Below are 17,741 nucleotides of genomic sequence, written 5' to 3'. Positions count from 1 at the left end.
TCAGGCGCTGCTGTCGGAGATCTCGTAGTTCGGGCCGTCCAGGACGTCGCCGAGGAAGCTCTCGAACCGCTCCGTCAGCGACAGGACCTGCGAGTCCGAGGAGGCGTCGGTCGCCTCGACCTCGGCGGCACCGAACCCGGCGGAACCCTCCTGGCCGTACGCGGCGAAGGTGTGCTCCGACTCGATCTCGGTGTGCTCGTAGTGCGTGTACTCGGTCACCTCGTAGTGGTTGCCCGCGGCGTCCGTGTACTCGATGTGCTTGACGTTCTCGTACTCGGTGTGCTCGATGCTCTGGTGGTCCGTCTCGAGGATGCCGTACTGCGAGTTGTAGTCCTGCTCGCTGCCGGTCTCCGCGTGCGCCTCGGAGAGCCCGCCGTGGCCCTCGCTGGTCTCGATCTCGCCGTACTCGCTCATGGGGGTGTTCCTCTCGGATGCGTATCTCGGTGTTGCGCTGTTGGACCTAACGGTACGGCCGTCCGCCCGACCCAAAATCCCGGAAACGTGCCACCCACACATCAGCCGAACCGCCCGAGAACGGGCCGAAGCGGGCCCGGAAAACCCCACCAGCCGATCGAACGCGGTCGGTATAACAGTGCGTATGGCAACAGACGCGATTTCCGAGTATTACCGACGCGGCGGCGAACGGACCAGGCTCACCGCGTCCGGCGTCGGTCGGCTCGAGTTCCTGCGCACCTGGGACGTGCTGACCAGGGTGCTGCCACCCGTGCCGGCGACGCTGCTGGACGTGGGTGGAGCCACCGGTGTCTACGCGCGCCCGCTCACCGCCGCCGGATATCGCGTGCACGTCCTGGACCTGACCCCGGAGCCGGGCGTGACCGCCGCCGTCGGGGACGCCCGCGCCCTGCCGGTCACCGACGGCGCCGCCGACGCGGTGCTGCTGCTCGGCCCGCTGTACCACCTGCCCGAACGTGCCGACCGGGTCGCCGCGTGGCGCGAGGCGGCCCGGGCCGTCGCCCCGGGCGGCGTGGTGGTCGGCGCGGTGATCAGCCGGTTCGCGTTCCTGCTGGACGGGCTGCTCAAAGGCTTCTTCGACGACCCCGGCTTCCCGCCGCTGGTCGAGCGCGCCCTGCGCGAGGGCCGGCACGTGAACGACTCGTCGGGCCGCAGCTACTTCACCACCGCGTACTTCCACCGCCCGGAGGAGGTCGCCGCGGAGGCGGAGGACGCCGGGCTGACCGACGTCCAGGTCGTCGCGGTGGAGTGCCCGCTGTGGCTCAACGACGACCGCCTGGACGCCCTGGTCGGCGACCCTGCGGCGACGGAGACGATGCTGGAGGTGCTGCGCGGCGTGGAGCGCGAACCCAGCATGCTCGGCGCCAGCGGCCACCTCCTCGGCGTCGCCCGCCGGCCCTAACCTTCGTGGATGGCCCGGTAGCGGGACGGGGCGATGCCGTAACGCCGCAGGAACGCGGCGCGCAGCGTCTCGGCCGAGCCGAGCCCGCACCGTGCCGCGATGCCCGGCAGCGGCAGCGTGGTGGTGAGCAGGAGGTGCGCGGCCGCCGCCGTGCGGACGTCGCGCACGTAACGGCCCGGCGTCTGCCCGAGGTTCGTCAGGAACAGCCGCGTGAGGTGGCGCGGGCTCACCCCGGCGACCCGGGCCAGGCTGGTCGTGCTGAGATCGCCGTCGAGCGCCGCGTTGATGTGGTCCACGACGCCCCGGACGGTGGCGTGGTCGGGTGGCGGTGCGGCGGTGAACAGGCTCATCTGCGCCTGGTTGCCCGGCCGCTGCAGGTAGGTCACCAGGTCGCGGGCCAGCATCCGGGCCAGCTCGATGCCGTGGTCCTCCTCGACGAAGGCCAGCGCCAGGTCCAGGGCACTGGTGACGCCGGCCGCGGTGGAGATCTCCCCGTCCCGGATGTAGATCGGATCCGGATCGACGGTGACGCCGGGGTACTGCGCGGCCAGCCTGTCGGCGAACCTCCAGTGCGTGGTCGCGCGCCTGCCGTCGAGCAGTCCCGTGGCGGCCAGGACGGTCGCGCCGGTGCACACCGACGCGACCCGCCGGCTGAGCTTGGCCAGTCGCCGCACGTGGGCGACGAGCAACGGGTTCGCGGCCGCGCCGGCATGACCGATCCCGCCCGAGACGATCACGGTGTCCAGCGGTTCGGTGAGCCGCTCGAGCGCCTGTGCGCTGTGGAGCACCACGCCGGGCCCGCAGGTGATCGGAAGCCCGCCCGGACTGACCACGATGATGCGGTACGGCGTGCGCAAACCCCCGATCACGTTCGCCATGCCGAACGTCGTCGTCACGCAGGCGATGTCGAGCAGCTCGGCACCGTCGTACCCGATGACGGCGACCGGCCGTGTCTCCATGCGCCGGCAGTGTAGTCCGAACGGACCCGCATCCCAGATTTTCGGACCTGCCGCGACGCTGGTCTGGTGCGCCGCCTCCCTGGCCGCGACGGTGTGGCCATGTCATCAATTTCTGTCCCGTCGGCGATCGGTCACCGCTGGCCCACCTGGCTCGCGCTCGCCTGGGCCGCCATCAGCCTGTGGGATGCCGGGGACGGCCTGGAGTACGCGTTCCTGCTCGCCGTGGCCGCGGCCGGGTACCTCTTCGTCACGGTCGTCGACCGCCCCCGCGCCACCTGGCCGGTGCTCTTCGCACTGGTGGGCGTCGTCGCGGTCCAGCGCCTCCTCGACATCGACCCGTGGCCGTCCCTGGTCGTCCTCGCGGTCGCGCTGATCGCCGTGGGCCTCTTCGGCGGGCAACTACGCCGCCGGGGCCTGCCCGCCCTGCAGTCACCGGCCAGCCTCGTGTTCCTCGCGGTCGGCGTGGCCGCCCTGTCGGTCCCCACCGACGTGGGCCGCTATCTCGTCGCCGCCGGCCTGCTGGCCCACGCCGCCTGGGACGCCGCGCACTGGCGCGCCGACGCCGTCGTCGCCCGCTCGTTCGCCGAGTGGTGCGGCGTGCTGGACCTGACCCTGGCCGTCGGCATCCTGTTCGTCGCGCGCTGACCACCTGGCCCGGCTGACCACCTGGCCCGGCTGACCACCTGGCCTGGCTGATCTACCTGGCCGCGTATCGGACCTTGGTGAACGGCCAGTCCACGGCGAGCCACCGAGAGACCGCCTCATGGAGCGGCCCGTCGAGCTCGGCCCGGCCGGCGCTGACCCACGAGTGGACCTCCACGACCGAGCCGTCGTCCCGCGCCGGGTAGAGGTACACGCACCCGATGACGTCGCCGGCGGGCACCTCGATGACCGAGTACGTGAAGCCCGTCCGCCGGGCGAAGTCGGCCGCGTGGCGCTCCAGGTCGGCGAGATTGCGCTCCAGGGACATGCCCTCGACCGGCGGCCAGGTCCAGCCGTCGAACCCGGGCGTCGCCCGGATGTGCTCGATGCTGCCGGTCCACGCCGCGTGGTCACGCTCGTTGTGCTGCGGGCCGAGTGGCTCGAGGCGGAATTGACCGGTCACGAGCTCGCGAGGAACGACGAAGTCCTCAGGCACCAGCGACATCCCCGCAACCTACCTCCACCGGGGCGTACGTGGGTCCGGGCCCATGACGCCCTACGATGGGTCGTGCACATTCCGGGGTACCTGGAGGGGTTCCGGCCGCCGCTGACGACATCGCCGTTGGTCGACGCCACGGGTTGGGTGGACGACGAGTTGTTCTGGCCGGCGTTCCTCCTGCGGGTGGGCATGGCCCGCTCGGCACCTGAAGCGTTCGGGGCGGACCTTGCCGACCTGGACGTCTATGTCGACGACTTCGACCGCCCGGATGAGTGGCCGGTGTTCACGGTGCCGATCGGTGGCGGGACCATGCACCTGGTCGTGTGCAATCTGCCGGACGACAGCGGCATCACCTGGCTGCTCGACGCCGAGGCGCAGGCCGGCGTGCGCCGGCTCGCTGCCGAAGATGCGGGCCCGGGACTGCCGTGGGCCCTCCTGCCGCTGGAGCCGGTGCACCTGCTGACGGCGCTGCCGGCGGTCGGGGATCACGAGGCGCCGGACGGCGTGCCGGGCCTGGTGGCGGAGGCGCTGCGTGCGGTCGGTGCCACCGCCATGGTCGAGGAACTTGCCGAGGAACTCCTGCGACACCGCGCCTGCGTGCTGCTCTGAAACGGCGAGGGCGGGACGGCTCCAAGGGGAGCCGCCCCGCCCACCGGCGTTGCTCAGCGGGTTGTCGCCGGGACCTTCTCGGGTTCGGTCGGGGCGGTCAGGTCGAGGGTGCTGCGCAGGGCGGTCGGCTTCATCAGTGCCGCCGCGATCACGCCGACGATCGCGATGCCGGCCGAGATGAGGAAGATGTGGCCGGTCGCGTCGCCGTAAGCGGCCCGGACGATGTGCTGCATCGCGGGCGGGAGGGCGTTGAGGTTGAGGTTGCTGGTGCCGCTGGAGCCGGCGCCGGCCGGTACGCCCGCGGCGGCCAGACCGTGCGCGATGTTCTCGGTGACACGGCGGGCGAGGACGGCGCCGAGGACCGAGACGCCGATCGTGCCGCCGAGGGAGCGAAAGAAGGCGATCGTCGAGCTCGCCGCGCCGATGTCCTTCAGGGGGACGGTGTTCTGCACGGCGAGGACGAGGTTCTGCATGGAGGAGCCGACGCCGATGCCGACGAGGAGCATGGCCGCACCGACGAAGACGAGGGACGTCTCGTGGTCGATGGTGGCCAGGGCCGCGAAGCCGAGGACGAGGATGACGGTGCCGGCGACGATGTACGGCTTGATGTTGCCGGAGCGGGTGATCAGGCGGCCGACGACGATCGAGGCGCCGAGGACGCCGGCCATCAGCGGGATGGTCAGCAGGCCGGCCTCGGTCGGGGTGTAGCCGCGGCCGATCTGGAAGTACTGGCCGAGGAAGACCGCGCCGCCGAACATGGCCATGCCGACGGCGAGGCTGGCGATGATCGACAGGGCGGTGGTGCGCTGCCGCACGATGTCCAGCGGGACGACGGGCTCGGCGGCGCGGGCCTCGACCAGGACGGCGAAGGCGAGCAGGACCAGGCCGGCGCCGACCATGGCGAAGGTCTGCCAGGACAGCCACGCGAACGAGCTGTCGACGAACGAGACCCAGATGAGCAGGGTGCTCACGCCGGCGGCGATGAGCGAGGCGCCGAGGTAGTCGATGCGGACGTTGTCGCGGCGCAGCGTGGCGACGTGCAGGGTCTTCTGCAGGACGATGAGCGCGATGACGGCGATCGGCACGCCGACGAAGAAGCACCAGCGCCAGCCGAGCCACGAGGTGTCCACGATGACGCCGCCGAGGAGGGGGCCGCCGACGGTTGCGACGGCCATGACGCCGCCGAGGTAGCCGTTGTAGCGGCCACGCTCCCGCGGCGGGATCATCGCGGCGATGACGACCTGGACGAGGGCCTGCAGGCCGCCGACGCCGATGCCCTGGAAGGCGCGGGCGGCGATCAGCTCGCCGGCGTTCTGGGCCAGGCCGGCGACGATCGAGCCGACGACGAAGATCACGATGGAGATCTGGACGAGGAGCTTCTTGCTGTACAGGTCGGCGAGCTTGCCCCAGATCGGGGTGGAGGCGGTCGCGGTGAGCAGGGTCGCGGTGACGACCCAGGTGTACTGGCCCTGCGTGCCGTTGAGCGCCCCGATGATCTTCGGCAGGGCGGTGGAGACGATGGTGGAGCTCACCATCGCCACGAACAGCACGAGCAGCAGGCCGCTCAGCGCCTCGAGGATCTGCCGATGCGACATCGGCTCCTCGGTCTTCGTCTGACTCATCGTTGCGCCTCCAGAGACGTGCCGTGCAGCGCGGTGGTGAAGCGCCGCAGAAAAGAACCGAACTGCGTGACGTCCGCGCTGGTCCAGTCGCGCAGGGCGTCGGCGAGCAGGGCGTCGTACCAGCTCACGGCCTCGGCGAGGGTGGCCCGGCCGGCGTCGGTGAGCTCGAGGATGCTGGCCCGCCCGTCGTGCGGGTCGGGCACCCGCCGGACGAGTCCGGCCTGTGAGGCGGCGCTGACCGCCCGGCTGGTCGTGGACTGGTCCAGGGCACAGGTCGCCGCGACGTCCTTCAGCCGCCCGCCGCGCTCGATCGCCAGCAGCAGCCCGACGGTCCCGCTCGGCAGGACCGGATGCCGCTGCTGTTTGAGCACGCGGAGGACCTTCATCAGCTCGGACAGTTCGTCGCGCAGCTCCACCGGTACACCTCCCAGATACTTGCCTTGTACAAGCATCTGAAAAAGTTGCCCAGTGCGCAAGTTTGCTCGGTGAGAAGTGGGTAACATTCGGAGCGTGAGCACCGGGCTGCGCGAACGCAAGAAGTCCGCCACCCGGCAGGCCCTGCACGAAGCGGCCGTCCGGCTGGCGATCGAGCACGGCCCGGACCGGGTCACCGTCGAGGCGATCGCGGACGCCGCCGAGGTGTCGCGGCGGACGTTCTCCAACTACTTCGCCAACAAGGAGGAGGCCCTCCTGTACGGCGACCTGGCCCGCATGCGGCTGCTGCTGGACGCGGTGCGGTCCCGGCCGGAGAGCGACGCGCCGTGGCCGGTGCTGACCGCCGCCGCCGTCGAGGTGTTCCAGGACTTCGGCACCCGGGACCCCGGATGGATCGCGCAGGTCCGGCTGGTGCGGCGGCACCCGGCGCTCGCCGCGCAACAGGTCACCACGTACACCTCGATGGAGGACGACCTCACCGCGGAGCTGTCCGCCCGCGGGGTCGCGGCGCCGATCCGGGCCCGGCTGATGGCGGCGGCGTTCCTGACGTCGCTGCGGGTGGCCGTCCAGGCATACCCGGACCGCACCGGCGCCCCGCTGACCGCGGTCATGCAGGAAGCCCTCGCCGAGACCGGCAAGGGCTTCCTGTGCGGGTGAACCTCAGCCGCGGGTGAACCTCAGCCGCGGGCACCGGTCAGCTGCGGGCGCGCCATCAGGATGACGCCGAGCGCGACGTAGCCGATGAGCAGGTGCGCGCCGCCGATGTAGTCCGCCACCGGCGAGCCGAAGATCCCGAACGCGGGGACGGTGACAACGGCCCAGCTCTCCGCGACCGTCGGCCATACCCGCGCGGCGCCCTTCCAGCGGCCGGCGAACGCGATCTTCACGCCGATGACGGCCATGCCGAGCATCGACAGCGGCCAGAAGATGTCCATCGGGATCAGCCACGTCGCGTCGCGCAGCGCCGGGAACGCGTGCAGGAAGCTCCACAGGGTGGCGACGGCGAGCAGGACGTGCTCGACGACCAGCATGCCCTTGGCGACCCTGGTCAGGCCGGTCGCGCGGGTCCGGACCTGGATCGCCAGCAGGGCGAACAGCCCCAGCTGGAACAGCCCGCCGGTGGTGTCGGTGATGGTCAGGCCCAGCGAGTCCGTCGGGTTGTTGCCGACGGTGAACATGCTCGTCGCCCACGACAGCGTGCCGACGGTCAGGGCGAGGCCCAGGGCCCGGACCCCGCGGACGGAGATGGCGGCCGGTGCCGGCTGGCCGGTGAGGACGTCGGTGCGGGCGGGGACGGGTTCGGTGCGGATCGACATGGCAGGTCCTTTATGTGAACGGCGAGGCTCGCCGGGTATGCCGTGAATCCTGCGTCCCGCGGCGACCCGGGCGGCAGGGCCGGGCGCCCTGAAGGCGGTCCCTGAAGGTGTCCCGGGCAGAACGGGACCGCTGTCCTCGGGACCACGGGACAGCCCGGCTGACACCATGACCGCATGCGCACGCGGCTCCCCACCCTCGCCGGCGGCCTGTTCGTCCTGCTCACGCTGGGCGCGATGGTCGCCTCGATCGTCCTGGAGGTCGCGCTGGGCGCGGACCGGCGGGCCGCCGACGGGGTCGAGCCGGGCTGGGTCTCCGGCCTCGCCGGGCTGGCCCTCGCGGTGCCGGGTGCGCTGCTGGCCCGCACGGTCCCCCGCAACCCGGTCGCCTGGATCCTCTGCGTCACCGGCCTGCACTGGGCCGCCGACGGCACCTGCGCCGAGTGGGCCAGCTACGCGACCGCGCAGGACCCGTGGCTGCCCGGCGCGACCGTCACCTGGTGGCTGTATCAGCGCCTCGGCGCGTCGCTGCTGTTCTCGCTGCCGCTGCTGCTGGTCTTCTACCCCGACGGCCGCCCACCGGCCGGCCGCTGGCGCTGGGCCGCGTATGTCAGCCTCGGCTGCACCGCGATCCTCCCGCTCACACTGCTCTTCGTGCCGGCCCGCATCGCCGGGGCCGAGGACGCGGGCCCGCTGGCCCACCTGTCCGCCGACCTGCTGAGCATCCCGTTGCCGGACAGCGTCTGGACGGTCCTGCTCCGGATCGGCTACGCGGCACTGCCATTGAGCCTGCTGGTGCCGTTCGTCGTCGTTTTCCGGCGATACCGGCAAGCTTCCGGCCTGGCGAAGACCCGCATGCGGTGGCTCGTCTGGGCCGGTGTCGTCGACGTGCTGGTCATGCTCTCGGCGCTGCTGCTGCCCCAGTCGGCGTTGTCGCTCGGCCTGGTCGTGGCGATCGTGGTCACCGGCGGCGCCATCGCGATCGGCATCCTGCGCCCGCGTCTCGTCGACATCGACCGGCTCCTGGGCGGCACGGTGCTCTACGGCGCCCTGGCCACGCTCGTGGTCGCCGTCGACGCGGTCCTGCTCGCCGCGGCGACGACCCTGCTCGGCGAACAGGGCGCGGCACTGGCCGGGCTGCTCGTCGTGATGCTGGTGTACGGCCCGCTGCGGCACCGCCTCTGGCAGCTCGTGCAGCGGGTCGTGCTGGGCCGGCGGCACGATCCGTACCGGGTCGTGTCCGGGCTGGCCGAGCAGCTGGAGCGCACCGACAGCCCCGAGGACCAGCTCCTGGCCGTCGCGCGCAGCGTCGCCGAGGCGTTCAACGCGCCGTATGTGGCGGTCGAGGTCCACCGCGGCGGGGACTCGACGCTGCTCGCCGAGCACGGCACCGCGGTGCGGGACACGCAGACCCTGCCCATCACGTACCGTGGCGAAACCGTGGGCCGGCTGATCCTGCCGGCCGGGGGTCCCCGCACCGTGCTGTCGCCGCGGGACGAGCGGCTCCTCGCGGACGTGGTCCGGCAGGCCGCGGCCGCGGCCCGGTCCAGCCACCTCGCCGCCGAGCTGCAGCACAGCCGGGAACGTCTGGTCGGGGCGCGCGAGGAGGAGCGCCGCCGGGTCCGCCGCGACCTGCACGACGGCCTCGGTCCGGCGCTCGGCGGGGTGGCGCTGCGCATCGACACCGCCCGCAACCTGCTTGCCGCTTCGCCGGCGCGGGCGGACGAGGTGCTGCGGCAGGCCCGCGAGGACGTGTCGTCCGCCCTCGCCGATGTGCGGCGCCTGGTGCACGACCTGCGTCCGCCGGCCCTCGACGACGTGGGACTGATCGGCGCCGTGGACCAGGTCGCGGACCGCCTGCGCACTCCCGTCCTGACCATCCGGGTCTCGGGCGTGTTGCCCTCCGGGCTCGCCGCGGCTGTCGAGGTGGCCGCGTATCGCATTGCGTCGGAGGCGCTTGCGAACGTGTCGAAGCATGCGCGGGCTGGGCTGTGTGTAGTGGATTTTTCCGTTATTTCAGACAGTTTGGTGGTTTCGGTGGTGGACGACGGCGCTGGGATCGCGGCGGGCACGCCGTCCGGAGTCGGGCTGATCTCGCTGCGGGAACGGGCCGCCGAACTCGGCGGCAGGTGTGAGATCGAGTGCCCACCGGACGGCGGCACCACCGTGCGGGCCACGTTGCCGTTAGGATCAGCGGCCCGCGCAGTTCAGGAGGTGTCCGATGGCCGATGAGCCGGTCCGGGTGCTGGTCGCCGACGACCACCCGATCTTCCGCGACGGCCTCGCCGTGCTGCTCGGGTCCGTGGACGGCATCGACGTCGTCGGCACCGCGGCCACCGGCGCCGAGGCGGTGACCCTCGCGGTCGACCTGCTGCCCGACGTCGTCGTCATGGACGTGCAGATGCCCGACCTCAACGGCATCGAGGCGACCCGCCGCCTCGCCTCCGAGGCCCCCTCGGTCGGCGTGGTCGTGCTCACCATGTCCGAGGACGACGGCACCGTCTTCAGCGCGGTCCGCGCCGGCGCTCGTGGCTACCTGGTCAAGGGCGCCGAGCAGGAGGAGATCGTGCGCGCCATCAACACCGTCGCCTCCGGCGGCGCGGTCTTCGGCGCGACCCTCGCCCGCCGCATCGCCGAGTTCTTCGCCGCCGGTCCGCCGACGGCGACCACGGCCTTCCCGGAGCTCACCGCCCGCGAGCGGGAGATCCTCGAGCTGCTCGCCGCCGGCCGCTCCAACGGGCAGATCGCGCAGACGCTGTTCCTGTCGCAGAAAACGGTCCGCAACAACGTCTCGAACGTGTTCGCGAAGCTCCAGGTCGCGGACCGTTCCGAGGCGATCGTCCGGGCCAGGGAGGCCGGTTTGGGCCGGCCTCCCGGCTAGTGGGTTACCGCTCCAGGTTGAAGTACTTGTAGATCTCGTCGGTGGCCTCGATCGCGCCGGTCGGCTTCTCAACCGCGACGGCCTTGCCCCAGTCGGTGAAGGCGTACGCCACCGGCGTCGCCGGGTCACCGTCGGTGCCGGGGATCTCGAAGGTGAGGCCCGCCAGCCGGCCGCTGCTGTCCAGCTTGGCCTGGAACGGCAGCGCCTTGACCTTGTCGGGGATGTCCATCACGACGGTCGGGTCGACGTACAGCAGCACGCTCTCGATCTTGGCGAGATCGAGCGTGCCCTTGATCGTGCCGTCCGCGGCCTTCTCCGTTGCGGTCATCACACCGACCAACGTCTTGATCCCGGCCGGGTCCTTGACGTCCTCGACGCCGAACGCGACCGAGCCTTCCTTCAGCTTGGCCGGGTCCAGGTGCACCCACTTGTTCTCGAATGCGTCCGGACCCTGGCTCTGCTTGATGAACCAGTCCTTGCCGTCGACCCGGCCCTCGGTCGCCACCTCCACGGTCAAGATCTCCATCGAGGCGTTGACCAGCACCTTGCCGTTCGCGGCGTCGACCGATCCGTTGAGCTTGAACGTGTCGGCCTTGAGCGAGAACGCATACGGCGTGCTGCCGATGTCCTTCACCGACGCGGTCAACGCATCGGCCGGCGACAGCGACGGTGCCGTCGACGGCTTCCCACTGCTGCCCGCCGCCGTCTTGTCCTCTCCCGTGCCGCCGCACGCCCCTGTGAGCGCAAGCGTGACGGTCACGACGACCGCGGCCCCGAGCTTCCTGTAACTGCGCACAGCGCTTCCTCCCCCGTGTGATCGGCACATGATCACCGATGTCCGGCGGCAGCATAACCGTACAGTGCCACGAAATGGTGTCCGGTTTTCTGGGTCCTTCGTCTCGCCTCCGGCCACACAGCGCGCCGACCGAGGAGGTGGCCGCCGGCGCCGAGCATGCTGGGTTGGCGCTCCACCCCGCGCAGCACCTCCAGCATCGTCTCCGTCGCCGCCGGGTCACCGACCAGAGCGTCCAGGCGGTCGTCGTTGAGCCACAGCGGGCACTTCACCGCGACGACCTGGACGTTGGTCAGCCCGGCATCGCGATCGTCGGCGTGATCGCGGCGGCACTGATGAAGCCGACCGCCCTGCGCAGCACCCTCGACCTGACCGCCCCGACCGAACCCGAGAAGGTCCCGGCGGCAACCCGCTGAGCAGGCGGCGGTGGGCGGGGCGCCTTGCCCCGCCCACCGCGTTACCGAAGCACGCAGGCGCGGTGCCGCAGGAGGTCCTCGGCCAAATGGGCCGTGCAGCGCGACGGGATATGTCGTATCGGGCCGTTACCATGAGTGGCATGGACGAGATTCGCTCCGAAGGTGGTGGCTTCCGCACGTCGGATGTCGCTGTCGTTGCGGGCCTCTCTCCATCGGTGCGCAAGGCCATCACTCAGATGACCCCAGTGTGGTCGGACAGGTCCTTGGCGGTGCTCAAGGCCCTGTCCGACGCTCAGCCGGCCGAGTCGTCCTGGCACCAGGTTTCCGTTGTCACGCAACTGGAGGCTCTGGCCCGTGTCGGGTCGCCGGCCGGGTCCATCGCCGACGATCTCCGCGCCATCTGGCGCGCCGGCCAGCAACATCCTCAGATTGCGGCCTCGGGGACGGTGCGGTCCGCAGCCTGCGACGCTGGGACAAGCAAGCCGAGGTTGACGGCCTGGCTGCTCGACCAGTTCGCATCACTGGCCGTGGAGCGGAATGTCGGTCCTCTCGCAGCCCCGACACTCGGACCCATCGCAGTTGTCGATGCCACCCCTCGGGTTCGCAGGCTGAGGTTTGACGCCGCGCACGAGCTTCGTTGCGATCTTCTGCATCGCCCGGGCCAGGATGGCTCCCCCCTCAAGCCGTTGACCGCTTCCGAAGTCGATCTAGGCGTATCGGACCGGCCGAAGCCGACCGAGGTCGACGCAAGGGCCACGACTCTCGCCTTGATCGTTTCCCACCTTTGCGCGAGAGACGCAGGCCCGTTCCGGTCGCGCCGCGCCCGGTCTGCGACAGCGCTGATCCGCCGAGCGCTGCGCATGGCTGTTGTCCTGCTCCGCCGGCTGCTCGGCATCCAGAAGATCCGTCACGCCGAAACCTTCGAAGCTGTGACGCACAGCCACACCGTCGACCAGCACCGCACCCGTGGTCCTAACCCTGCCCGGAAGACCTTGTCCCCCATGGTCCTCTTTCGGGAGTTGGCGCCGATCTGACGGTTATGCTCCCGCCCGTTCAGGGAGCGCAATCATGCCCGTCTGGCTTCTCGACCTGCTCAAAACCTCGCCGTACGCCGCGGTCACCATCATCATCGTCCGGCTGATCGTCAAGAACTGGTGTCGGCTGCTTGGTGGCACCGTCGCGGTGCTGCACCAGGATGAGAAGCGTCGCGCCGACGCGCTGAAGGTGTATCGCGCCGAGGGCGACGAGCCGCCCGGGATCGAGCCGGCGCCGGGCCAACCATCGCGTGCGGGTCGTCGGCGACGTCGCCGGAGGCGACGCTGACCAGCTGCGGCGGCCGCCGCACAACGAGGAGAGAATTCGTTGCGCTGGAACGAAGCCCAGCATCTGGTTGACGTCGTCGTCCGTCAGCGGGGCCACAGAGGTCAGGGTTTGCGGGCGACCATGCCGTAGATCTGGAGGTCGGCGCTGACGGGGCGGTCGGCGGAGGCGTCGGGGCGCCAGTCGCTGACCGGGACGATGCCGGGCTCGACGATGTCGAGGCCGGTGACGTACTGCTCGATGGTGCTCTTGGGACGGGCACGCACGTCGGTGCCGCCGGCGGCGAACATCTTCTCGTAGGCCGCGACGCCCTCCGGGGTGCTGAAGTCCATCGTGCCGTGGGTGAGGACCAGGTAGCTGCCGGACGGCACGGCGTCGAGCAGGTGCTGGACCACGGCGGCGACCTGGGCGTCGTCGTGGACGAAGTGCAGGGTGGTGACCAGCAGGACGCCGACCGGTGCGGTCAGGTCGATGGTCTCGAGCAGGCTCGGGTGCGCCAGGATGGCGGCGGGGTCGCGGACGTCGGCCTCGAGGTAGGCGGTCCGGCCGCGTGGGTCGCCCTGCAGCAGCGCGCGGGCGTGGACCATCACGATCGGGTCGTTGTCGACGTAGACCACCCGGGACTCGGGGGTGACGCGCTGCGCGACCTCGTGGGTGTTGTCCGGGGCGGGCAGGCCGGTGCCGAGGTCGAGGAACTGGTGGACGCCGGACTCGGCCACGAACCGCACCGCGCGGGCCAGGAACGCGCGGTTCGCGCGGGCCAGGGCGACCACGGCGGGGAACGCGGCGGCGATCGCGTCGCCGGACTCGCGGTCGGCGGCGAAGTGGTCCTTGCCGCCGAGCCAGTAGCTGTAGCGCCGGGCCGGGTGCGGGACCGAGGTGTCGATCCGGCTGTGTTCGGTGCTGCTCACCCAGCGTTCCTCTCGTCCCCGCGCGATCGAACCCAGTAGATCACGCACGGGCAAGACTACCGTGACGTGATGGAGGAAATCAGACCGTACTCGACGGCCTCCTCGGCGGACAGGACCCGGCCTGCGGACAGGTCGTCCTCGACCCGGGAGCGGGGCTGGCCGGTCGCGGCGGCGATGCGCAGCACCAGGTCCTCCAGGTCGCGCAGATAGCGGCCGGCCTCGGCGACGACCTGGTCGGCGGTGCCGCCGGGGCTGGTGACCTTCGGCTCGGACAGCCGGAAGCGGGCGTGGGCGAACGCCGAACGGGTCTGCGCCGCGCAGAACACGCCGATCGCGGCGCCGCCGATCTGCCCGACCGCGGTCGCGTGGATCGGGGCCTGCACCGCGTCGAGCGCGTCCACGAGCGTGAACACCGCCGCGAGCTGCCCCTCCTCCGCCGCCAGGTGCAGCGTGATCGGGTCGGCGCCGAGGGCGTCGAGGGCGAGGAGGGTCGCCGCGGCGCGGCCGGCCATCTCCGGTTCGATCACGCCGCGCAGGAACACCATGCGGCGGCCGAACAGCTGCTCGTCGAGCCAGGGCGCGTGCTGGGCCGGCGGGACCGGCGGATCGTCGTCGGGGCGACGGTCATAGCGGTACCGCGAGCTGTGCTCCATGCGCCCGACCCTAGGTGACGGCGGGACCCGTCGCCGCTCGCCGCGGGCGCATTCCGCTGCGGGCGAAAGCGAACGGACACGAAAAAGCCCGTTTCTGGGGAACTGCCACTTTCGGCTGGCACCATGCGGTGTAGGTACACCCCCACGACGTCTGGAGTGCGCATGGTGGACGCCTCGCTCACCGAGTCCGGCCTCGCCGACCGGGACCTCGTCGAGATCGTCAACGAGGTCTGGGACGCGTACCTGCAGCAGCCGGACGCCCAGCCGACGGATCATGAGCCGACGCTGGACCTGCGGCCGATCACCGCCGCGGTGTCGATCACCGGTGCGTGGGAGGGGCACGTGCGGGTGCTCGTGCCGGCCGCGGCCGCCAACGACATCACCGGCCTGATGCTGGCCATGGAGCCCGACGAGGTCACCGACGGCGACGTCACCGACGCCATGGGCGAGCTGATCAACGTGGTCGGCGGCAACTTGAAGAACCGCGGCGCGCAACCGGCGAAGCTGGGGCTGCCCGTCGTCGCGACCGGCAAGATGCTGTTCCCCTCGACGCGCGAGACGCTCCGCCTGGCCCTCGGCTGGCAGGGCAAGCCCGACCAGCCGATCACGTTCAGCGTCCTGCACGTGCACCGGGACCGGCCAGTCACCGCCAGGGTGCAATGAACAGCACCGTCACCAGGTCCGCTGGCGCACCAGCGCGGCCTCGATGCGTTCCGCCGGTGCCGGCGTGCCGTAGTAGTGGCCCTGGCCGTACCGGCAGCCCGCGGTCCGCACGACCTCCAAATGCCGCTCCGCCTCCAGGCCGTGGGCGACGACCGTCACGTTGAGCCGCTGCGCCAGCTTCACCACGACGTCGATGATCGGTGCCGCCGCTCCCCCGGGTGCCGGCTCCGACGCGAACAGCGCGCCGTCGACCTTCAGCAGGTCCGTCGGCAGGCGCCGCAGGTGGGCGAGGGACGTCGCGCCGGTGCCGAAGCCGTCCAGCGCCGTCCGTACGCCGATCGCCCGCACCGTGGCGAGGGGTTCGACGGCCCGGTCGAGGTCGACGCCGAGTTCGCGCTCCGACAGCTCCACGACGAGGTCCGCCGGGTCGATCTGGTGGCTGTCCAGGGTGAGGCTCAGCCGGCTGGCGAAGCCCTCGGCGACCAGGTCGTCGATGGCGACGTTGATCGACATCCAGAGTTGGTACCCCTCGTGCTGCCATGACGACAGCTGGCGGCAGGCCTGGTTGAGCACCCAGTCGTGGATGTCCCGGGTCATCCCGAGCTCCCGCGCGACCTCGAGGGCCTCCTTCGGCGGGACCGTGCCGAGCGTCGGGTGCCGCCAGCGCAGCAGCGCCTCGACGCCGATCGGGTGGCCCTCGACCAGGTCGTAGACGGGGTGGTAGGCGAGGTCCAGTTCCCCGCGCTCCGCCGCCTGCGGCAGGTGCTGCTCGAGCGTGGCCCGCCGCACGTAGGCGTCCTCGACGGCGGCGTCGTGCCACTCGACCTTGCCCCGCCCGCCGCGTTTCGCTCGCCGCAGCGCCAGCCCGGCGCGGCGCAGGGACTCCTCCGCGCCGCCGCCGACCGGGGCGAGCCCGATCCCCGCGGACAGCTGCAGGCCGGCGCCGGGCAGCGGGTACGGCTCACCGAGATGCCCGAGCAGCCGCGTGGCGAGGGTGAACGCGTGCACCTGGTCGACCCGCGTGTACACCGCGAACTCGTCGCCGTTGAGCCGCGCCGCGACGTCGCCGTGGTTGACCGCGCCCCGGATGCGGGCGGCGACCTGGACGAGCATCGCGTCGCCGACATCGGCGCCGTGCAGGGCGTTGACGCCGGCGAACCCGTCGAGGCCGATCGTGAGCAGGTAGCCGCCGCCCTCGTTGAGCTGCGCGAGCAGCGTCCCGCGGTTCGCCAGGCCGGTCAGCGGGTCGACCCGCATCGTGCGTTGCAGGCTGTGCTCCAGCTCCTGTTGCGCGCTCGCGTCCCGCAGGTGCACCACGACGCCGTCGACCTCGGGGTTGCCGCGTTCGTCGGTGACGGTGACCTCGACCGGGCGCCACACCCCGAAGCCGTCCTGGATCCGGGCCCGCACCGGCTGCGGCCCGGCCCGGCCCGGTGCCACGAGGTCGAGGTCGTCGGGGTGGACGAGCTGCCGGAACGGCCGCCCGACGACCTCCTGGTCCGACAACCCGAACTGGCGGGCCGCGGCGGCGGACTGCCACCGCACCGACAGGTCCGGGTCCAGCACCACGATCACGTCGCTGGAGCCGGCGACCAGGGTGCGGAAGGTGGCCTCCTGCGCGTCGAGCTGTCCGCTGTACCGGCGCAGCGCGACCGCCTCGAGCAGCTCCCGCACCGCGACCGCCAGGACCGCGCAGGTGCCGATCACCATCGCGGTCAGGCCGAGCTGGCCACGGCTGAACAGCGCGTACAGCACCGCGGCGGCACCGGCGAGGACCGGGGCGACCAGCAGCGGATCGCCGATCAGGGTGCCGTCGATCGCCGGGCGGCTCGGCCGGCGGTCGACGTCCACGCTGCGGCAGGCGCCGGCCCAGACCAGCACCGAGCCCAGCACCAGCAGCCCGCCCGCGACCAGCAGCCAGGTGCCGTCGCCGGCCGGCCGCAGCGGCAGGACCGCCAGGCCGAGCACGATCAGGGCGACCCCGCCGGCGGCGGTGACGGCGGCCCAGCGCGGGAACGGCGCGCGGACCCCGCTCACGACGGCGATCGTGATGCCGGTGACGCCGAGCAGGCAGGTGGTGAAGACGGTGGTGCTGGGGTGGCCGTGCTGTTCCAGGACGAGGACCAGCAGCGTCAGGAACTTCCACAGCGCGACGCAGATCCCGTCGAGGGCCCGGCGCAGCGCCCCACCGGTGCCGACGGTGACGCCGGGCAGTTTCAGCAGGCCGGCGAGGAGCGCGACGCCGGCGGCCGGTGCCAGGTAGGCCGCGACCGGCGTGGCCACGGCCGAGACGCCGGCGGTGAACACCCCGAACGCGAGCGCGGCGAGGCTGAACCCGGTCCCGTGCGGCCGCGGCGCGGCCCGCTCCGCGACCGCGGCGCGCAGCAGCCAGGCGGCGTGCAGGGTGGTGGCCGCCGCGGCGGCGGCGAGCACGGCGAGGTTCGCGGGCAGTCCGAGCGGGGGTCCGCCGACGAGGACGGCCGCGGCGACGGCCAGTGTGAGCGGTGCCGAAGCCATGAGCATCCGGCCTCGTGATCTGTGCGCGCCACCGATACCCGGTTTCATGGCTGCGGTCCGTTCGCTCGGCAGGGGGGACTCCTAGCTGCCCCACCAACGACGCCCACCGATGCCGGTGACGTCGGTGTCACCC

The 17,741-nt window shown here is 71.8% G+C and carries 20 protein-coding genes; 10 read left to right on the top strand and 10 right to left on the bottom strand.

Annotation, left to right across the window (positions count from 1 at the left end; translation table 11 throughout):
- Positions 1-414 (bottom strand): hypothetical protein, encoded by a 414-nt coding sequence (locus tag ACFPIJ_RS63900; protein ID WP_380129336.1) that lies wholly within the window; start codon positions 412-414, stop codon positions 1-3.
- Positions 415-598: 184 nt separating this feature from the next.
- On the opposite strand from ACFPIJ_RS63900, the gene ACFPIJ_RS63895 reads away from it, so the two are divergent.
- Positions 599-1,375: a class I SAM-dependent methyltransferase gene (locus tag ACFPIJ_RS63895; protein ID WP_380129335.1), complete on the top strand. Its 777-nt coding sequence runs from the start codon at positions 599-601 to the stop codon at positions 1,373-1,375.
- Here the strand turns inward: ACFPIJ_RS63895 and ACFPIJ_RS63890 are convergent.
- Positions 1,372-2,334, bottom strand: coding sequence for a GlxA family transcriptional regulator (locus tag ACFPIJ_RS63890; RefSeq protein ID WP_380129334.1), 963 nt, complete (start codon positions 2,332-2,334; stop codon positions 1,372-1,374). The two genes, ACFPIJ_RS63895 and ACFPIJ_RS63890, sit on opposite strands and share 4 nt — an antisense overlap.
- A 99-nt stretch (positions 2,335-2,433) precedes the next feature.
- On the opposite strand from ACFPIJ_RS63890, the gene ACFPIJ_RS63885 reads away from it, so the two are divergent.
- Positions 2,434-2,979, top strand: coding sequence for a hypothetical protein (locus ACFPIJ_RS63885; RefSeq protein ID WP_380129333.1), 546 nt, complete (start codon positions 2,434-2,436; stop codon positions 2,977-2,979).
- 52 nt (positions 2,980-3,031) lie between these two features.
- Here ACFPIJ_RS63885 and ACFPIJ_RS63880 read toward each other — a convergent pair whose 3' ends face one another.
- Positions 3,032-3,481: a GNAT family N-acetyltransferase gene (locus ACFPIJ_RS63880; protein ID WP_380129332.1), complete on the bottom strand. Its 450-nt coding sequence runs from the start codon at positions 3,479-3,481 to the stop codon at positions 3,032-3,034.
- 63 nt (positions 3,482-3,544) lie between these two features.
- Here ACFPIJ_RS63880 and ACFPIJ_RS63875 point away from each other — a divergent pair, with 63 nt between their 5' ends.
- A complete protein-coding gene (locus tag ACFPIJ_RS63875) occupies positions 3,545-4,084 on the top strand; it encodes a hypothetical protein (RefSeq protein WP_380129331.1) in 540 nt (179 codons plus the stop codon).
- Positions 4,085-4,137: 53 nt separating this feature from the next.
- Here the strand turns inward: ACFPIJ_RS63875 and ACFPIJ_RS63870 are convergent, their stop codons facing one another.
- Entirely contained in the window at positions 4,138-5,706 is a 1,569-nt protein-coding gene (locus ACFPIJ_RS63870) for an MDR family MFS transporter (RefSeq protein ID WP_380129330.1), read from the bottom strand.
- Positions 5,703-6,122, bottom strand: coding sequence for a MarR family winged helix-turn-helix transcriptional regulator (locus ACFPIJ_RS63865; protein ID WP_380129329.1), 420 nt, complete (start codon positions 6,120-6,122; stop codon positions 5,703-5,705). Before ACFPIJ_RS63865 ends, ACFPIJ_RS63870 begins: the two co-directional genes overlap by 4 nt.
- Positions 6,123-6,216: 94 nt before the next feature.
- On the opposite strand from ACFPIJ_RS63865, the gene ACFPIJ_RS63860 reads away from it, so the two are divergent.
- On the top strand, positions 6,217-6,798 hold the full coding sequence (locus ACFPIJ_RS63860; RefSeq protein WP_380129328.1) for a TetR/AcrR family transcriptional regulator: 582 nt from the start codon (positions 6,217-6,219) through the stop codon (positions 6,796-6,798).
- 20 nt (positions 6,799-6,818) lie between these two features.
- On the opposite strand, the gene ACFPIJ_RS63855 is transcribed toward ACFPIJ_RS63860, so the two are convergent.
- Positions 6,819-7,457 (bottom strand): hypothetical protein, encoded by a 639-nt coding sequence (locus tag ACFPIJ_RS63855; RefSeq protein WP_380129327.1) that lies wholly within the window; start codon positions 7,455-7,457, stop codon positions 6,819-6,821.
- Between the two features lie 174 nt (positions 7,458-7,631).
- Between ACFPIJ_RS63855 and ACFPIJ_RS63850 the strand changes: the two genes are divergently transcribed.
- Positions 7,632-9,686 (top strand): sensor histidine kinase, encoded by a 2,055-nt coding sequence (locus ACFPIJ_RS63850; RefSeq protein WP_380129326.1) that lies wholly within the window; start codon positions 7,632-7,634, stop codon positions 9,684-9,686.
- Positions 9,676-10,335 carry a response regulator gene (locus ACFPIJ_RS63845; RefSeq protein ID WP_380129325.1) on the top strand — a complete coding sequence of 220 codons (660 nt, stop codon included), beginning with the start codon at positions 9,676-9,678 and terminating at the stop codon, positions 10,333-10,335. The genes ACFPIJ_RS63850 and ACFPIJ_RS63845 overlap by 11 nt, the downstream gene beginning before the upstream one ends.
- Positions 10,336-10,339: 4 nt before the next feature.
- Here the strand turns inward: ACFPIJ_RS63845 and ACFPIJ_RS63840 are convergent, their stop codons facing one another.
- Entirely contained in the window at positions 10,340-11,131 is a 792-nt protein-coding gene (locus ACFPIJ_RS63840) for a hypothetical protein (RefSeq protein ID WP_380129324.1), read from the bottom strand.
- A 164-nt stretch (positions 11,132-11,295) separates the two neighbouring features.
- Here ACFPIJ_RS63840 and ACFPIJ_RS63835 point away from each other — a divergent pair, with 164 nt between their 5' ends.
- The 3 genes from ACFPIJ_RS63835 (at position 11,296) to ACFPIJ_RS63825 (ending at position 12,867) form a co-directional block, all read left to right on the top strand.
- Positions 11,296-11,544, top strand: coding sequence for a hypothetical protein (locus ACFPIJ_RS63835; RefSeq protein WP_380129323.1), 249 nt, complete (start codon positions 11,296-11,298; stop codon positions 11,542-11,544).
- 140 nt (positions 11,545-11,684) lie between these two features.
- Complete coding sequence (locus tag ACFPIJ_RS63830; protein ID WP_380129322.1) at positions 11,685-12,578, top strand: hypothetical protein; 894 nt, start codon at positions 11,685-11,687, stop codon at positions 12,576-12,578.
- 34 nt (positions 12,579-12,612) lie between these two features.
- Positions 12,613-12,867, top strand: a complete 255-nt coding sequence (locus ACFPIJ_RS63825; RefSeq protein ID WP_380129321.1) for a hypothetical protein — start codon at positions 12,613-12,615, stop codon at positions 12,865-12,867.
- A gap of 101 nt (positions 12,868-12,968) precedes the next feature.
- Here ACFPIJ_RS63825 and ACFPIJ_RS63820 read toward each other — a convergent pair whose 3' ends face one another.
- Entirely contained in the window at positions 12,969-13,775 is an 807-nt protein-coding gene (locus tag ACFPIJ_RS63820) for an SAM-dependent methyltransferase (protein WP_380129320.1), read from the bottom strand.
- A gap of 56 nt (positions 13,776-13,831) precedes the next feature.
- Positions 13,832-14,428, bottom strand: coding sequence for an ATP-dependent Clp protease proteolytic subunit (locus ACFPIJ_RS63815; protein WP_380129319.1), 597 nt, complete (start codon positions 14,426-14,428; stop codon positions 13,832-13,834).
- 162 nt (positions 14,429-14,590) lie between these two features.
- Between ACFPIJ_RS63815 and ACFPIJ_RS63810 the strand changes: the two genes are divergently transcribed.
- A complete protein-coding gene (locus ACFPIJ_RS63810; RefSeq protein WP_380129318.1) occupies positions 14,591-15,091 on the top strand; it encodes a chemotaxis protein CheX in 501 nt (166 codons plus the stop codon).
- Between the two features lie 9 nt (positions 15,092-15,100).
- Here ACFPIJ_RS63810 and ACFPIJ_RS63805 read toward each other — a convergent pair whose 3' ends face one another.
- Complete coding sequence (locus tag ACFPIJ_RS63805) at positions 15,101-17,614, bottom strand: putative bifunctional diguanylate cyclase/phosphodiesterase (protein WP_380129317.1); 2,514 nt, start codon at positions 17,612-17,614, stop codon at positions 15,101-15,103.
- Positions 17,615-17,741 lie beyond the last annotated feature (127 nt).

The organism is Dactylosporangium cerinum (assembly GCF_042653625.1).
Lineage (GTDB): Bacteria > Actinomycetota > Actinomycetes > Mycobacteriales > Micromonosporaceae > Dactylosporangium > Dactylosporangium cerinum.
Note: the sequence above shows the minus strand (reverse complement) of the source record. Positions and strands in the feature narration are given on the sequence as shown.

Excerpts from the sequence above, each read along its gene's own strand:
- ACFPIJ_RS63900 (WP_380129336.1), bottom strand. The coding sequence starts at position 414 with ATGAGCGAGTACGGCGAGATCGAGACCAGCGAGGGCCACGGCGGGCTC.
- ACFPIJ_RS63895 (WP_380129335.1), top strand. The coding sequence starts at position 599 with ATGGCAACAGACGCGATTTCCGAGTATTACCGACGCGGCGGCGAACGG.
- ACFPIJ_RS63890 (WP_380129334.1), bottom strand. The coding sequence starts at position 2,334 with ATGGAGACACGGCCGGTCGCCGTCATCGGGTACGACGGTGCCGAGCTG.
- ACFPIJ_RS63885 (WP_380129333.1), top strand. The coding sequence starts at position 2,434 with ATGTCATCAATTTCTGTCCCGTCGGCGATCGGTCACCGCTGGCCCACC.
- ACFPIJ_RS63880 (WP_380129332.1), bottom strand. The coding sequence starts at position 3,481 with ATGTCGCTGGTGCCTGAGGACTTCGTCGTTCCTCGCGAGCTCGTGACC.
- ACFPIJ_RS63870 (WP_380129330.1), bottom strand. The coding sequence starts at position 5,706 with ATGAGTCAGACGAAGACCGAGGAGCCGATGTCGCATCGGCAGATCCTC.
- ACFPIJ_RS63855 (WP_380129327.1), bottom strand. The coding sequence starts at position 7,457 with ATGTCGATCCGCACCGAACCCGTCCCCGCCCGCACCGACGTCCTCACC.
- ACFPIJ_RS63850 (WP_380129326.1), top strand. The coding sequence starts at position 7,632 with ATGCGCACGCGGCTCCCCACCCTCGCCGGCGGCCTGTTCGTCCTGCTC.
- ACFPIJ_RS63845 (WP_380129325.1), top strand. The coding sequence starts at position 9,676 with ATGGCCGATGAGCCGGTCCGGGTGCTGGTCGCCGACGACCACCCGATC.
- ACFPIJ_RS63830 (WP_380129322.1), top strand. The coding sequence starts at position 11,685 with ATGGACGAGATTCGCTCCGAAGGTGGTGGCTTCCGCACGTCGGATGTC.
- ACFPIJ_RS63825 (WP_380129321.1), top strand. The coding sequence starts at position 12,613 with ATGCCCGTCTGGCTTCTCGACCTGCTCAAAACCTCGCCGTACGCCGCG.
- ACFPIJ_RS63815 (WP_380129319.1), bottom strand. The coding sequence starts at position 14,428 with ATGGAGCACAGCTCGCGGTACCGCTATGACCGTCGCCCCGACGACGAT.
- ACFPIJ_RS63810 (WP_380129318.1), top strand. The coding sequence starts at position 14,591 with ATGGTGGACGCCTCGCTCACCGAGTCCGGCCTCGCCGACCGGGACCTC.
- ACFPIJ_RS63805 (WP_380129317.1), bottom strand. The coding sequence starts at position 17,614 with ATGCTCATGGCTTCGGCACCGCTCACACTGGCCGTCGCCGCGGCCGTC.